This window comes from Salinibaculum sp. SYNS191 (assembly GCF_037338445.1).
Lineage (GTDB): Archaea > Halobacteriota > Halobacteria > Halobacteriales > Haloarculaceae > Salinibaculum > Salinibaculum marinum.
On sequence record NZ_CP147838.1, the window covers coordinates 3531506 to 3546542 of the forward strand.

Genomic DNA, 15037 nt, shown 5'->3' on the forward strand with positions numbered 1-15037 from the left:
GCCACGTCCAGCGGTGCCGCTGTCCTCCGGGTTACGAAGTCGCAGACACTGTCTGACCACGACTATCAAGCTGCTGTGTCATCGATAACCAAACTGTGCCAAGCCGGAGCGACTCTCATGCAAATAGGGCCGACGATGTGGGTATCGAGCTAGTACTCAGCTACTACTCGTATCCCTCTGAACTCAACAGACGAGCGAGTCGCACCTTCTCGAAGTCTCCCCGCAAAAACAAACATCGTTCAGGGGTCGGGAGGCCAGGGTAGGGCCAGGACTCTATGAAGTGTCAAAGATGTTCTACTGATGCCCGTGTCACGCGGCACACGGTCGACGACTACAGTGGCTATCTCTGTTCGGAGTGTCGCGAGGTCTGGACCGAGATACAGCAGCGCATGGAGACCCGCGGGCGGTTCTCCCGCTAGTCCCCGCCGGGGAATTCCTGGAAGAGCGTGTCGAAGTCGTTCTCGAATCCAGTCACGACCGTGTCGGCTTCTTCTTCTAGGTCTTCGACGCGCTGGACCATCTCCTGGTACCGTTCGTTGGTCTGGAGCTCCGAGGGAGTCTTCTCGGCTTCGAGCGTTGCCTTCTTCGAGGTCAGCGCGAAGTACTCCTGGAGCGTGTCGTCGTACTCGTCGCGCTCGTTCATCGCCTCCACTGCGTCGGCGAGGTCCTCGCGCATCACCGGCTTGGTCAGGTAGTCGTCGAACTCCATCGAGACGATGTCGAAGTCGGGGTCGACCGCGGTCACCATGACGACGCGACAGGCGAGGTCGCGGTCGCGTATCCGGTCGAGTACCTCGTCACCCGAGTAATCAGGCATCTGACGGTCGAGGAAGACGATGTCGACGTCGCCGTCGACTTTCCGGAGTGCTTCCTCGCCACCGTACGCTGTTCGAACCTCGCTGTCCGCCTCCAGCCACGTCGAGTAGAGGTCCGCGATGTCGCGCTCGTCGTCGACGACCAGGATGGTGTTCTGTTCGTCCGTCATGGGTATTCCGGTTGTGTTCGTCGCATTGGTCTCCCCCACGGCGAACCACCATCTGAACAGTCCGTCGAACTACTAGTTAAACCCATCCCACGTATTATCAGAGCTGATTCTCGGCCCCCCTCATTCGCGGTCATAGAGCCCTCTCCGCCAGCCACGGACCGTTTCTCCGACCTCGGTTCGGTGCTGGAAGCCGACCGCCCCGACCGCTTCTGTGCCCTCTGTGGGCGATACCGGTGCTGTCGTGACCCGAACGGTCTTGAGCGGCGCCACCCTATGGCCGGCCATGTCACCGGCCGGTTCGGACCCGACGGCCATCCGCTCTATCGCGGTCAGCGTCGAGGACGTCGTCGCTGCGGTCGAAACCAACCGCACGAGCGACCGGGAAGCACTGCTGCGGGTCACGCCGCCGTTCAGCGGTCGGATGCGGGCCAGACTACACCTGAAGCTCCACGAGGACCCGTCGGCCGACGAGGCCGTCACCATCGACCCCGACCGCCTCCTGACCGACGACGCACCGGACTACCCCCGCCCGGCCGAGACCGAGGACGCGCTGCGGCGCGACCCCGACGCGGCCTACACCGTCGAGCGCCACCGGACCCGTCACGAGGCGGCCGTCGCGGACTGGCGAGCGGCGCTGCCCGAGTCCATCCGGGACCGGGTGACACTCCCGACAGCTGGCGGTCCCCACGCAGTCGACGTCTACGTCCTCGGATAGGTACGACGGCCTGACAGGCCTCGATAAAACTTCTTCGGCGTCGAGCGCGCGTTGTGAAACGTCAGTACGGGGTCCATGACTCGTGAAACGTGGTGAAACAAACCGAAGGCTGTCTCGGTTATTTACCCCTGTCTGATAGTTGTATAGACAGAGGAGTTTCACCGATGTCCAGTCCCTCCATCACCGACCCACTCGAGGTTCCCGCGGAGTTGAGCGACCGCTCGCTGTCCGCCCTTGTCACGAGGCCGCTGAAACGCGTCGCGTTCTGGGCGGCTATCGTCCTCCCCTTCCTCCACGTCCCGTTGCTCGCCTCCGGGTTGCAGTCCCAGGACGCCACTGTCGCGTTCGTGACGCTGCTCGCACTCAACGTCACCGCCCTCGCCGTCGGCTACTATTTCGACGACTGAGCACCGTAGGCGACAGTAACTTTAACACTCACGCTATCCAAAGGCGTGTATGGCCGCATATGGCCGGCCGTCACTACGAGACCTGTTCGACGAGTCGCCGACGCCACACATTGCTCACCCGCCCTCCACCCACCACCGGGACTTCTATCTCGCCACAGATGGCTCCTTCAGAGAGACCGGTGGCGGACTCGGCGCGGTCATCGAGACACGGGACGGCGAAACTGTCGCACGCCTGTCCGTCCCGAACTCGGTGCCGGACAACAACGTCGCGGAGTACCGGGCGCTGCACCTCGGGCTCGACGTGCTCGCGGCCCGGACCCCGGCGGAGGCCCGCGTCGGCATCCTGCTCGACCACGACGACCTCGCCGCCAACGTCAACGCGACCATTCTGGCGGCAGAGGGACCCCACCTGGACTCGCCCCACCAGGTGACAGTCCCCGCGTCGACGGGGCTGCACTGGCGCGGCATCCGCGCCCGACTCCGGGGCTTCGACGACGTGCGGGCCGCCCGCATCTCCGGTGACCGCAACCCCGCTCATCCCCTCGCCAACGCCCCCGACCAGTACGCCCACGTCAACGACGAACCCGACCGCTGTGTCCTGCCGGAGGCTCCCGTCTCCGCGGAGCGCATCCCGCCGCCCTCCCGCTCTGACCGCGGCGGCGCCAGCGACTGACTGCCCGACCCGAATCTAGCTTTCTCGCCCGTTCTCCGTCAGTTAGTCTTCCAAGTCGCTTTGACCTCCACCCTCGTTCTGGTGCGGTTATCGAAGCAAATTCACTGCATAAGTTATAGCGATAGCCCAGGAAATGCCTGTGGGGAGTTGAAGAACGTTCCCTCTACGTCACAGGAGTAACTTTTTAGTGAGATAATCGTCATATATTCTAGTGGAAGGTGACGGAACCCATGTCCACGAGTCGCAACTCCGGGCACAGCAACGGTGGTACCTCGTTCACTGCACCGCTCGATGGGTTGCCCACACTGTCCCGGTACGATGTCTTGCTGGTACTCATCGCGCTGGGTTTCGTCCTGTCGGTCGCGGCGTACCTCGTCCTCGACGTCGCGCTCCACCAGGCCGCCGTCGTCGTGGCAGTGCTGGGCTCGTTCAGTCTCGCCGACGCCCTGTTCCTGCACCCGCCGGTCGAGGGTCGACGCTGACGGGGCTCTCGTCCGAGGTGGGCTATGGCGGTCGCGAGTGATGGGAGACAGAGAGCAGAGGAGAAGAGAGGAGAGGAGAGTGTCGGCCGCCTGTCTCAGGACTCGTCCTGCGCGTCCACGACGGCGACGCCGGCGAGGTTCACGATGTCCTTGACCTCGTCGCCGCGCTGGAGGACGTGGACCGGCTTGTCCATGCCGACCAGCATCGGCCCGATGGCCTCCGCACCGCCCAGGCGCTGGAGGAGCTTGTAGCCGATGTTGCCGGCTTCGAGGTTCGGGAAGACGAGCACGTTCGCCGGCGCGTCGAGTTCCGAGAAGCTGTAGGTGTCGTTCATTATCTCCTCGACGACGGCGGTGTCGGCCTGCATCTCGCCGTCGACGGGGAAGTCCGCGCGCGGGTCCGACCGCAGCCGCTCCGCGGCCTTCCGGACCTTTCGGGTCCCCACGTTGTCGACGCTGCCGAAGTCGGAGTACGACAGCAGTGCCGCACGCGGTTCGACGTTGAACTCCCGGGCGAGTTCGGCGGTGTGTTTCGTTATCTCCGCCAGTACGTCCTCGTCGGGGTCCTGGTTGACCGTCGCGTCGACGCAGAAGATGACCCGGTTCTTGAAGGTCAGCATGTAGACGCCGGCGGCGTAGTCGGCGTCCTCCGCAGTCCCGACGACCTGCAGCGGTGGGCGCAGCGCGGAGGGGTAGTGGTGCATCAGGCCGGTTAGCATCGCGTCGGCGTCGCCCATCTCGACCATCACGCTGCCGAGGTAGTTGCCGTCGCGGATGAGGTCGTCGGCCTCGCGGCGGGTCAGCCCCTTCCGCTGGCGGAGTTCGTACAGCCGGTCGGCGTAGGGGTCCAGGCTCGCCTCGTCGGGGTCGACGATTTCCGGTTCGAAGCTCAGCCCCAGCCGTTCCATCTCTGCCCATATCACCTCGCGGTCGCCGATGAGGATGGGATGGGCGATGCCCTGGTCGACCAGCTGGTAGGCCGCCCGAATCATCTTCTCGTCGTCGCCCTCGGCGAGCACCAGCCGCTTGGGGTCGCTTTTCGCCTTGTTCAGGACGACCCGCATCATCTCGCGGGACTTCCCGAGGCGGGCCTCCAGTTGCTCCGTGTACTCCTCGAGGTCGAGTTCACGCCGGGCCGCGCCGCTGTCTATCGCGGCCTTCGCGACGGCGGGTGCCACCTCGAACAGCACGCGCGGGTCCAGCGGCTTCGGGATGATGTACTCCGAGCCGAACTGCAGCGGCTGGTCGCCGTAGGCCTTGACGACGGCGTCGGGGACGTCCTCGCGGGCCAGCGTCGCCAGCGCCTCCGCGGCGGCGACCTTCATCTCCTCGTTGATTTCGGTCGCGCGCGCGTCCAGCGCGCCACGGAAGATGAAGGGGAATCCGAGCACGTTGTTGACCTGGTTGGGGTAGTCCGAGCGACCGGTGGCGACGATGACAGTGTCGTCGCGGGCCTGCTTGGCGTCCTCGTAGTCGATCTCCGGGTCGGGATTGGCCATCGCGAAGATGATGGGGTTGTCGGCCATCGACCGGACCATGTCCTCGTCGACCAGGCCGCCGATGGAGAGGCCGACGAACACGTCCGCGCCGTCCATCGCGTCCCGCAGGTCCCCCTCGGGGACGTCGCGTGCGAACTCCCGTTTGAACTCGTTGACGTCGCCGCGCTCGGCGCGCTCCTCGGTGATGATGCCACCGGAGTCACACATCGTGATGTTCTCGCGGGTAGCGCCCAGCGAGACGTAGAACCGGGCTGTCGCGAGCGCGCTCGCGCCGGCGCCGGAGAAGACGATGTCGAGGTCGGCGATGTCCTTCTCGCTGATGTCGACTGCGTTCAGCAGGGCCGCACCGGAGATGATCGCGGTACCGTGCTGGTCGTCGTGGAAGACGGGGATGTCCATCTCCTCGCGCAGCCGTTCCTCCACCTCGAAACACTCCGGGGCTTTGATGTCTTCGAGGTTGATGCCGCCGAAGGTCGGCTCCATCGCCGAGATGGTGTGGACCATCTCCTCGGCGCTGTCGTGGTCGAGTTCGATGTCGAAGACGTCGATGTCGGCGAAGCGCTTGAACAGAACGCCTTTCCCCTCCATGACCGGCTTCGACGCCTCCGGCCCGATGTCGCCCAGGCCGAGCACGGCCGACCCGTCAGAGACGACGCCCACCATGTTTCCCTTCGTGGTGTAGCTGTAGGCCTCGGCCGGGTCGTCCCTGATTTCGCGACACGGGGCCGCGACGCCGGGCGAGTACGCCAGGCTCAGGTCGCGTTGTGTGTTTGTCGGTTTTGTCGTCGAGATTTCTATTTTCCCGGGCGGTTCCTCCCGGTGGTATTCGAGTGCGTCCTCGTCGAGTCCCATAGTGAGTCTGTTCCCGGCACCCACAAAAAGCCCATCGAAGGTCAGTTTGCTGTCAATCGCCGCAGTCGGGCGATTTTTTCTCACGAGGGAATAGCGGGGTTGATATGCGTCGAGTGCCGACCACCGAGTATGAAGCTCTCGTTTCGCCACCTCGCGGCGACGACGACCGGGCTGGCCTTCGGCCTCATCCTGCTAGGCGTGTACACCGGTGCTATCGGTGCGGGGCTGGCCTGTGGCGCGGCGTGGCCGTTCTGTGACGGCTGGCTCGGGCTGTTCCCCGCGAACTGGCCCAGCTTCGTCGAGTGGTTCCACCGTCTGGTCGCGATGATAACCGGCTTCTTCATCATCGGCACCGCCGTCGCCGCCTGGCGCTCCGGCAAGGACCGGCTCATCCGCTACGGCGCCACGCTCGCCGTCCTCGCGCTCCCGATTCAGGTGTTGCTCGGCGCGAACACCATCTTCAACTACGGCGCGACCGCGCAGGTCCTCCACCACACCGCCGCACAGATCATCTTCGGCTCGCTCGCCGTCGTCACGACCGCTGCCTTCCTCCGTGCGGACAGCCCCAGCGCGACCGAGGCCGAAGTCGACGCCGAGACCGGCAGCATCTCCCAGGCAGACGACTGAATCGGCCCGGCAGCAGCTGAACGGACGGCGAGTCGGTCGCTCTCCGTCGCCCTCGGTCGTCTCGATGGACGGTTTCCTGTCTGGTGTGTCGGGAAACGTCGATTCGCATTCCAGTGGTTTCGACCCGAACTGAGCGACGGCTCCGAACTCACGACACCTACATGAAATCGGAGAGGCCAGCCTGCGAGTCGTCGGAGTCGGCTTTCTCCTCCTTGCTCGGCTCGTCGTCGGTATCCGCTTCCGCCTCGTCCGTCCTGGTGAGGGTGGCCTGTCCAGCGCTCTCGTCTTCCTCGTCGGTTCCGGCGTCGTCGGTGGCCTCCGGAGTCTCCACCGGGTCAGCGTTACCTTCGAAGGCACCTTCGGTGTGTTCGGCGGCCTGTTCCTCGCGGAGTGCTTCGGCGTCCTCGACGATGGACTGGACCTTGTTGGTGTCCTTGCCGCTGCCGGTGACGAAGGCGACGTGTTCGGGGTCCAGTTCGTAGCGCGCGGCCATCGCGACGGTCAGTTCGCGGTTCTTGCAGTGGTGGGTCATCACCGACAGGTGGGGCATGATTTCGCGGCGCGCGGTGCTGGTGGAGACGCCGTTGGCCTCCGCTATCTGACGGGCGATGTAGTCGCGCTTGTCGCGGGTTCCCCGAGTTCGTCCGAGCTTCGACCAGTAACTCGGCGGGCCGTAGCGGGTCCACCCGCCCTTGGGTTCGCTCCGGGCGGCGGCGACGCCGGCGGTCATGTTGTCCGACGCGTACCGCCAGAAGGTGTAGTTCTGCGTCGCACGCACGCGGCCGAGCCAGCGGTCGGCGTTGCCCAGGAAGTCGTAGGCCACCGCGAGTTCCCGGCCGTGGTAGTCTTTTGGCATGTTGTCCTCTATCCAGTTGATGAGGTCGTCCGGCGTCTCGTCGACGTCGTAGGACGCCTCCAGGGCCTCCTGCGCGCCGGCTTTCTTGATGACCGTATCGAGGTAGTCGAAGACGCCCTCCGTCCGGTCGCGCTCGCCGCTGACCACGTCGTCGGTCGTCAGCCGCTCTTTCCCCTCGGCCTGGGCCTGGAGGTCCTTGACCGCGCCCCGGAGGTCGCCGCTGTTCATCTCCGCGATAGACTCCAGCGCGTCGTCCTCGAACTCGATGCCCTCCTTCCGACAGATGTCACGGAGGACGGGGACGATAGAACGCTTCGAGACGTTCCGGAACTCGATGTCCTCGCAGGCGTTGCGGAGGCCGTTGGACATGTCGTAGTACTCGTTGGCGATGAGAATCATCGGCTGGCTGGCCTCCTTGACGAGGCTGGTCACGGCGCGAGACCCCCCGCGGTCGGCGTTGCCGTGGATGTTGTCCGCCTCGTCCATGATGACCACCCGCCGCCCGCTGCCGCCGGCGGTGAGCGTCCCCGATTTCGCCGCTTCGCCGGCGACACGCTCGATGACGTCCTTCGTGCGGGTGTCGCTCGCGTTGAACTCTATCGTCGGCCACCCCATATCGTTCGCCAGCGCGTGCGCGGCGGAGGTCTTGCCGATGCCGGGCGACCCGTGGAGGATGACCGCCTTCCGGTGGTCGTCCCACGTCCGGGCCCACTCGCGCAGGGCGTCGCGGGCCTTGTCGTTGCCCCGGAGTTCCGACAGCGACGAGGGGCGATACGTTTCGGTCCAGTCACTCATCGGTGTGCTCGCCCCCAGGTTCTCGCCGCAGTCCCTTGATCGTATTGCTGTCCAGCATCGGCCCCCGCGTCCAGACTGGACCTGGGTCCGGGCAGCGGCCCCTCGAATCCGGAGCCGAAGCCGCCGCGTCCGACCTCCGCTGGACGGCCGTCGAAGACGACATCACTACCGGGGACTCGTCGGGCGACGGTATTAACGGTGAGGTTGTCGCTTGCCTGCCACCCCCGGAGTCCCCGATGCGACCCGACGGCGCAGCGGTCGGTTCGCTCCCAGCGGTGGCACTGCTAGTAAGATAAAATTACTCTACAAGTAACTAGCAAGTAAACATTAAATCTCTAACTTTACTATAGTACGATATCTAACTATTGTGGGCTTATCGAGACCGTAGAAATCGTCAGATTTGGCAAATTCGGTTGGTAGAGTGCGTCTAGTGACAGACAATCTGAGAAACTATTATAAGTTGGGTATCGGACAAGTGAACTACATGGAACGGAACACGAAGTCGGCCGTCGCGATGGCACTCGCGACGCTACTTCTGGTGAGTACTGTCGGAGCGGGGGCGGTCGGTGCCGCGCCATCTGCTCCGAGTGACGGTGACGCCTCGCCGTTCGACGTCTTCTTCCCCTTCTCGGACGAGGAGACCGAGGACAACCAGACTGAGACAGACGGACGGGAATCTGACGGTCTCGACGAACTCAGGGACTCTCTCTCTACGCTGTTCGACGCTCTCCGGTCGGGGTCGCTGTTCGAGGACGAAGGGATGTTCCCTTGGAACGTCGGTGACTTCCCGAGCCACGAGGCCCCTGGCGAGGACCAGACCGAGGAGTCGACGGCAGCGCCGACAGCGACGCCGACGGCAACGGCGACACAAACTCCGACAGCGTCGTCGACGCCGAGGTTGACGGCGACACAAACCCCAACCGCAGCGCCGACCCCGACACCCACTCCGACTGCAACTGCGACTCCAGTCCCGACGCTGACGGCAACAGTAACACCGACGCAGACATCGACGCCAACGCCAACGACGACCCCCACGGCGACGCCGACTGCAACGGCAACTACGACGCCCACAGCGACGCCGACTGCGACCCCCACGGCGACGCCGACTGCAACGGCAACTACGACGCCCACAGCGACGCCGACTGCGACCCCCACGGCGACGCCGACTGCAACACCAACGCCGACTGCAACGGCGACACCAACACCAACGGCCACAGCTACGCCGACGCCAACACCGACGCCGACTGCAACACCAACGGCCACAGCGACGCCGACGCCGACACCAACGCCGACACCAACACCAACGGCCACAGCTACGCCGACGCCGACACCAACACCGACGGCCACAGCTACGCCAACGCCGACACCAACACCGACGGCCACAGCTACGCCAACGCCGACACCAACACCGACGGCCACAGCTACGCCAACGCCGACACCAACACCGACGGCCACAGCTACGCCGACGCCGACACCAACACCGACGCCAACGCCGACACCAACACCGACGCCAACGCCGACACCAACACCGACGGCCACGGCTACGCCGACTGAAGACACGACGAGCGACCGGACCCCGGATATCGACGAGACGAAAGTCGAGAACCTCATGCACGACTACGTGAACGAAGAGCGCACCGAGCGCGGACTGAGCGCGCTCGACTTCGACGAGGACCTGCGGGACATCGCGCGCTCGCACAGTCAGGACATGGCCGAGCGCGGCTACTTCTCGCACACCGACCCCGAGGGCGACGACTTCTCGGACCGGTACGAGGAGTTCGACTACACCTGCCGCGTGCCGACTGACGACGGCATGTACTACACCGGCGGTGAGAACATCGCCTACACGTACTACGAGACGAACGTCAGGACCGGCAGCGGGGACACTGTCTACTACGACACCGAGAGCGAACTCGCGCGGGGCATCGTCAACCAGTGGATGAACTCCACGGGCCACCGCGAGAACATGCTTGCCGACTACTGGCAAAACGAGGGCATCGGCATCTACGTCACCGACGAGAACCGGGTCTACGCCACGCAGAACTTCTGCTGAAGGCTCCCTGCTCTCTTCCGAACCCTCTCGGGTCTCGCTGATGCGCTCTCCGTTTCGCTCTCTCGTTTCGCGCCGCCACCCGTCGGTCGCAACTATCTGGGATTCATCCTCGAAGAAGAGTCATCAGTGACAGGAGCGTCATTGTGGAGCATGGACTATACCACCGCAAAACAGGTCGACGGTGAGTTCGACGAGGTGGTCGAGCGGACGACCGGGGCGCTCTCGGAGGAGGGCTTCGGTATCCTCTGTGATATCGACGTACAGGCAACGTTCGCGGAGAAACTCGACCAGGAGTTCCGCCAGTACCGCATCCTCGGTGCGTGCAACCCCCAGCTTGCCTTCGATGGACTCGACGTGGACATCGAACTGGGGACGCTTCTGCCGTGTAACGTCGTCGTCTACGAGACGGACGACGGAGGCGTCGTCGTGAGTACAGTCGACCCCGAGCAACTCATGGGCGTGGCGGGCAACCCGGGCCTCGACTCGATGGCCACCGACGCAGCAGAGCGATTCGAGCGGGTGCTGGAGTCGCTGTGACCGACCTGCCACGGGTCTCCCGGCGTCGCGTGTTGCAGTTGCTGAGCGGGGCCAGCGTCGGGTCGCTCGCGGGCTGTTCGACGGACAGCCTCCCGGACCTGGACGGGAACCCTTCAGCAGGGACGGCGCGACAACCGCCGCCGGACCCGGCGGACACGACGACCAGCCTGACGGCAGCCCCGGGGACGGTCCAGCCGAGTGCGAACGCATCCGCCGAAAACTGGCTCTACAACGGCCAGTTCCCCGGTCCCGAACTCCGACTGGAGGAGGGCGAGGTGTTCGAGGCGGAACTGACCAACGACCTCCCGGCCGGGACGACGATTCACTGGCACGGTGTCCCCGTGCCGAACGGGATGGACGGCGTCCCGAACGTCACCCAGGAGCCGGTCGCTCCCGGCGGTTCGTTCACGTACAAGTACCGCGCCGAGCCGCCGGGTACGTACTTCTTTCACAGCCACGTCGGCCTGCAACTCGACCGGGGGCTCCTTGCGCCGCTGATCATCGAGGAGGACGACCCCCACGTCGACTACGACCGGGAGGTCACCGTCGTCGTCGACGACTACCTCGAAGGCGAGCCACAGCCACTGTCTGAACTTGCCCAGGGCGGCACAGCTGGCACACCAATCGGTCCCGGCGGTCAGGGTGGCGGCCCCGGCGCGGGTGGTGGTCCCGGCGGAGGCCGGCGCGGTCCGGGCGGCGGTCCCGGGGGTCCCACCGGTCCTGGCCCGGGGACGGGTCCCGGTGGCGGTCCAGGACAAGGCGGTGGCCCGGGCGGGCTGTTCTTCGGCCGGCGACCGCCGTACGCCGGACTGCTCGTGAACGGTCAGTTGCCCGACAATCCGCGGACGTTCACGGTCAGCGAGGGCGAGCGCGTCCGCTTCCGGTTTGTCAACGCCAGCAGCGCGACGGCGTTCCGGGTCGGCGCGGCCGGCCACCCGTTGACCGTCACGCACGCGGACGGCCGCCCGGTCGAACCGGTCACGGTCGACTCCGTCGTCTTCGGATCTGGCGAACGCTACGACGCCATCGTCGAGGCCAACAATTCCGGTACCTGGGAGATACGGGCCACCGCAGTCGACGGGAGCGAACGGCCAGCGCGTGCAATCCTGGCCTACGGGGGCGTCGATACGCCGGCCTCGCCCGCCTCGCCGTCCGCTGGCGGGCAGGTGCTGTCCTACGGCGCGCTCCGGGCCGTCTCCCCGCTGGAGGGCCTCGACGGGCCGCCGGATCGGACATTCGACCTGACGCTCTCAGCGGCGCGGGGCGGTACGCAGTGGCTGATAGACGGCCAGTCCTACCCCGACGCGGACCCGCTGACCGTCCAGCAGGGCGAACACGTCCGCATCCGGATGGTGAATCTGAGTCCCGTGTTGCACCCGATGCACCTCCACGGCCACTTCTTCCGGGTCGGCGACGCGGTCAAGGACACCGTCATCGTGCCCGCTCACATGGGCCGGGTCACTATCGACTTCCTGGCGGACAATCCAGGGGACTGGCTGTTCCACTGCCACAACCTCTACCACCTCGAATCGGGGATGGCCCGGGTGATTCGGTACCGGTAGCGACGGCCACCTCCGCGCGCTACCTACAGCACGTCGTCGGCCAGGAGATCGTCGAGCACGTCGAGCACGGCCTCGGACTCGTCGGCGCGGGCGGTTTGCCCCTGTTCGAGCTGGAGGCCACCTCCGTCAGCGGCGAGCCAGTTCACGAAGTTCGCGTCGTCGGTCCCGGCGTACTGCCCGTCGGGGGCGGCGACTGCGACCGGGGTCGAGAGCGCGTCGGCGAGGCGCTCCCGGACGCGGCGCTTGACATCTCCGTCGACGCCGCCGCCGACGAGCACACGGTCCTCGGCCAGGCCGTGGAGGCTGATGACCGTCTCGAAGCCACGGTCGGCAATCCTCCCGAGCAGGTCGTACGTCGCGGGGTCGATGTCCGAGGAGGCCGGGTGGAAGGCGTCGAAGGCACCGACGTCGCCGTCGTAGCCGAAGCAACCCCAGCAGGTGGCCCCGGTCCGTGTCGCCAGTTCCAGCGCCTGCTCGCCGGTCCCCGGTTCGACGGCCCCGCCGTGGGCCGCACACACCGCCATGTCGTCGGTGACACCGTCGTCGTACAGCACTTCTGTGAGGTGGCCCGTCTCGGTCACTTCGACTGGATTCGTTTGCAGTATCGGCCGCGGCACGCTCGCTAGTTGGGCCGACTGCGACAAACCCCTTTCCCGGAGATTCGTACGTCGCCCGTTCCCGGGTCGGCCCTACGTCGACTGTCGAATGGGTCTACGACTTCGGTATTCTTTTGGGACAGTCGGGCGTCCGATGGGCCATGACGCGGGGGCCACGCGACGAACTCGCCGAAAAGATAGCGGGTGAGGTGACACTGAGCGACGACCCGGGCGCGACGCTGCGGAAGTGGCGGACGGACTTCGAAATCGCCCAGACCGACCTGGCCGAGGAACTGACAGTCTCGCCGTCGGTCGTCTCCGACTACGAGAGCGGTCGCCGCGAGAATCCCGGCATCGGCGTTATCCGCCGGGTCGTCGACGCGCTGCTTGACATCGACGAGCGCCGCGGCGGCACGCACATCCGACAGCACGCCCGCGTGCTCTCGGCGGGATTCGACAGCGAGGTCGTCCACGACCTCCGCGAGTACCCGGCCAACATCCCCCTGGAGCGGTACTACGAGGCGGTCGACGCCACCGAACTGGCCCGCGGCGACCGCGACACCGTCGCCGGCCACACCGTCATCGACTCCATCAGGGCCATCCAGCGCCTCTCCGCCGACGAGTTCTACAGCCTCTACGGACAGAGCACCAACCGCGCGCTCGTGTTCACGAACGTCACCCGGGGCGAGTCCCCGCTCGTCGCCCTCCGGGTCGTCAACCCCACCCCAAACGCGGTCGTCCTGCACGGACTCTCGCCAGAGGACGTCTGGGAGCACGCGACGGACCTGGCCCGCATCGACGGCTTCTCGCTGGCGGTGACGGACACCGACCTGGACGCGATGCTGGACGGGCTGCGACAGCTTCCCTGAACCAGGCGCGGTGGCCTCTGTCGACCGATGCCGACGGCGACACCGGCGACTCCCTGGATATTTTCAGACGTGCGTCGCTGGCAATCTTTCGCTGGTAAGATTCCGGAACGGCGACGTGACAAAACAAGCCCCGGTCAGTCACACGAAACGGGACGCGGGTCCGGACCGTGTGGGACCCGGCGTCGCCTCACTCGACGTAGGTGTACTTGCGCTCGCCCATCCGGCCCCAGCCGTCGAAGGCGAACTCGCCCTCCGGCGTCGTCCGCGGTTCGATGTCGGTCTCCGCCTCGTGGTTGTGGACGTCGTGAATCTCCTCGTACTCCTCGAAGCTCAGGTCGTAGCGCGCTTCTATCTGCTCGTCGATGTTCAGCGCCTCGATTTCGCTCTCCCAGCCCTCGACGATGGTCTCGGCGTGGATCTCCGCCTGCGCGCCGCTGCCGTAGGACCCGACGAGCAGTTTCTTCCCGGTGACTGCACGACCCTCTTCCAGGGCGCGCTTGAGTCCGGACGCGCGGGCGATGTGGACGGACCCGGTGTACCAGTTGCCGACCTCCCGGGAGATGTCGAGCGTCGGGTCGATGGTCTGCTCGTACCACTCCGTGTAGGTGTCCGTCTCGGTCAGCGCATCGGTGTACTCCTTGACGGCCTCGAAGTACTCCTCCTCGCTGTCGAAGGCCTCCCGGCGGGGCTGGCGGCCGATTTCCCCGGCCAGTTCCTCCTCGACGTCGGTGCCGCGGATGCAGTGTCGATAGCCCAGTCCGGCGGCCTTCCGGACCATCCCCGGGAACGGCGTGTGGAACGGGATGAAGGCGAAGTTGTCCGGGTGCGTGTCGCCGCCGGCGGCCTCGAAGTCCTCCAGCGCCTCGCGCATGCGTGCGAGGTAGACCTGCACCGAGCGCTTGCCGTCGACGCTCGGGAACTGCTGGTTCGGCTTGAGGAAGTCCGTCTCGTCGGCGCTGCCGTACCCCTGCTCGGTACTGAAGGCGACCACGTCTGGGTCCTCGTCGATGAGCATCGCCACGGCACCGGCCCCCTGCGTCGCCTCGCCGGGGTCGTCCCGAGCGTACAGCGCCGTGTCCGTCGCGATGACCAGCGCCTTCCGGCCGCGATTGCGCCCCGCGCGAATCCAGTTGTAGGCGTCGTCCAGCGCCTGCGTCCCGGAGATACAGGCGAACTTGCGCTCGCCCTTGTTGGCGTGGTGGAAGTCGCCGTCGTAGACTTGCTCCAGACAGCCCGCGACGTACGTCGAGACCGGCTTGGAGTTGTCGAACGCGCTTTCCGTCGCCACGTCGATGCGGCCGATGTCCTCCGGTTCCAGGCCCTTGCGCTCCATCAGCCGGTGGGAGGCGTTGGCCGCCATCGTCACGATGTCCTCGTAGACGTCCGGGAGCGAGGACGCGAACAGTCCCAGCCCCTTCGTGTACTTGCCAGGTTCTTCGCCCTTCTCCGGGGCGAACGTCTCCGCGAGGTCGAGTTTCAGTTTGCCGGTCCGTACTTCGATGCCGTCAATACCTACATCTGTCATATCT

15 protein-coding genes are annotated in these 15037 nt (G+C 65.8%); 9 read left to right on the forward strand and 6 right to left on the reverse strand.

The window, feature by feature from the left end; genetic code table 11:
• Window positions 1-415 precede the first annotated feature (415 nt).
• Entirely contained in the window at window positions 416-985 is a 570-nt protein-coding gene (locus tag WDJ57_RS18320) for a HalX domain-containing protein (RefSeq protein ID WP_338902394.1), read from the reverse strand.
• Window positions 986-1268: 283 nt separating this feature from the next.
• Between WDJ57_RS18320 and WDJ57_RS18325 the strand changes: the two genes are divergently transcribed.
• The 4 genes from WDJ57_RS18325 (at window position 1269) to WDJ57_RS18340 (ending at window position 3262) form a co-directional block, all read left to right on the forward strand.
• The gene (locus WDJ57_RS18325) at window positions 1269-1700 is read left to right on the forward strand and encodes a hypothetical protein (protein WP_338902395.1); all 432 of its coding nucleotides are present in this window, start codon (window positions 1269-1271) and stop codon (window positions 1698-1700) included.
• 164 nt (window positions 1701-1864) lie between these two features.
• On the forward strand, window positions 1865-2107 hold the full coding sequence (locus WDJ57_RS18330) for a hypothetical protein (RefSeq protein ID WP_338902396.1): 243 nt from the start codon (window positions 1865-1867) through the stop codon (window positions 2105-2107).
• A gap of 49 nt (window positions 2108-2156) precedes the next feature.
• Window positions 2157-2780: a ribonuclease H gene (locus WDJ57_RS18335; RefSeq protein ID WP_338902397.1), complete on the forward strand. Its 624-nt coding sequence runs from the start codon at window positions 2157-2159 to the stop codon at window positions 2778-2780.
• Between the two features lie 230 nt (window positions 2781-3010).
• A complete protein-coding gene (locus WDJ57_RS18340; protein WP_338902398.1) occupies window positions 3011-3262 on the forward strand; it encodes a hypothetical protein in 252 nt (83 codons plus the stop codon).
• 95 nt (window positions 3263-3357) lie between these two features.
• Here WDJ57_RS18340 and WDJ57_RS18345 read toward each other — a convergent pair whose 3' ends face one another.
• On the reverse strand, window positions 3358-5613 hold the full coding sequence (locus WDJ57_RS18345; protein WP_338902400.1) for an NADP-dependent malic enzyme: 2256 nt from the start codon (window positions 5611-5613) through the stop codon (window positions 3358-3360).
• 129 nt (window positions 5614-5742) lie between these two features.
• On the opposite strand from WDJ57_RS18345, the gene WDJ57_RS18350 reads away from it, so the two are divergent.
• Entirely contained in the window at window positions 5743-6240 is a 498-nt protein-coding gene (locus WDJ57_RS18350; RefSeq protein ID WP_338902401.1) for a cytochrome AA3 biosynthesis protein, read from the forward strand.
• Window positions 6241-6397: 157 nt separating this feature from the next.
• On the opposite strand, the gene WDJ57_RS18355 is transcribed toward WDJ57_RS18350, so the two are convergent.
• On the reverse strand, window positions 6398-7891 hold the full coding sequence (locus WDJ57_RS18355; protein ID WP_338902402.1) for a replication factor C large subunit: 1494 nt from the start codon (window positions 7889-7891) through the stop codon (window positions 6398-6400).
• 480 nt (window positions 7892-8371) lie between these two features.
• Window positions 8372-9502: a hypothetical protein gene (locus WDJ57_RS18360; RefSeq protein WP_338902403.1), complete on the reverse strand. Its 1131-nt coding sequence runs from the start codon at window positions 9500-9502 to the stop codon at window positions 8372-8374.
• Here WDJ57_RS18360 and WDJ57_RS18365 point away from each other — a divergent pair.
• The 3 genes from WDJ57_RS18365 to WDJ57_RS18375 all read left to right on the forward strand — a co-directional run bounded on the left by WDJ57_RS18365 (window position 9501) and on the right by WDJ57_RS18375 (window position 12043).
• Window positions 9501-9944, forward strand: a complete 444-nt coding sequence (locus WDJ57_RS18365; RefSeq protein ID WP_338902405.1) for a CAP domain-containing protein — start codon at window positions 9501-9503, stop codon at window positions 9942-9944. The genes WDJ57_RS18360 and WDJ57_RS18365 overlap by 2 nt on opposite strands.
• 150 nt (window positions 9945-10094) lie before the next feature.
• A complete protein-coding gene (locus tag WDJ57_RS18370; protein ID WP_338902406.1) occupies window positions 10095-10481 on the forward strand; it encodes a DUF302 domain-containing protein in 387 nt (128 codons plus the stop codon).
• Entirely contained in the window at window positions 10478-12043 is a 1566-nt protein-coding gene (locus WDJ57_RS18375; protein ID WP_338902407.1) for a multicopper oxidase family protein, read from the forward strand. The genes WDJ57_RS18370 and WDJ57_RS18375 overlap by 4 nt, the downstream gene beginning before the upstream one ends.
• A 23-nt stretch (window positions 12044-12066) precedes the next feature.
• Here the strand turns inward: WDJ57_RS18375 and WDJ57_RS18380 are convergent, their stop codons facing one another.
• Entirely contained in the window at window positions 12067-12660 is a 594-nt protein-coding gene (locus tag WDJ57_RS18380) for a poly-gamma-glutamate hydrolase family protein (RefSeq protein ID WP_338902408.1), read from the reverse strand.
• 140 nt (window positions 12661-12800) lie between these two features.
• On the opposite strand from WDJ57_RS18380, the gene WDJ57_RS18385 reads away from it, so the two are divergent.
• Window positions 12801-13508 carry a helix-turn-helix domain-containing protein gene (locus tag WDJ57_RS18385; RefSeq protein WP_338902409.1) on the forward strand — a complete coding sequence of 236 codons (708 nt, stop codon included), beginning with the start codon at window positions 12801-12803 and terminating at the stop codon, window positions 13506-13508.
• Between the two features lie 187 nt (window positions 13509-13695).
• On the opposite strand, the gene hmgB is transcribed toward WDJ57_RS18385, so the two are convergent.
• Window positions 13696-15033: a hydroxymethylglutaryl-CoA synthase gene (hmgB, locus tag WDJ57_RS18390; protein ID WP_338902410.1), complete on the reverse strand. Its 1338-nt coding sequence runs from the start codon at window positions 15031-15033 to the stop codon at window positions 13696-13698.
• Between the last annotated feature and the right edge of the window lie 4 nt (window positions 15034-15037).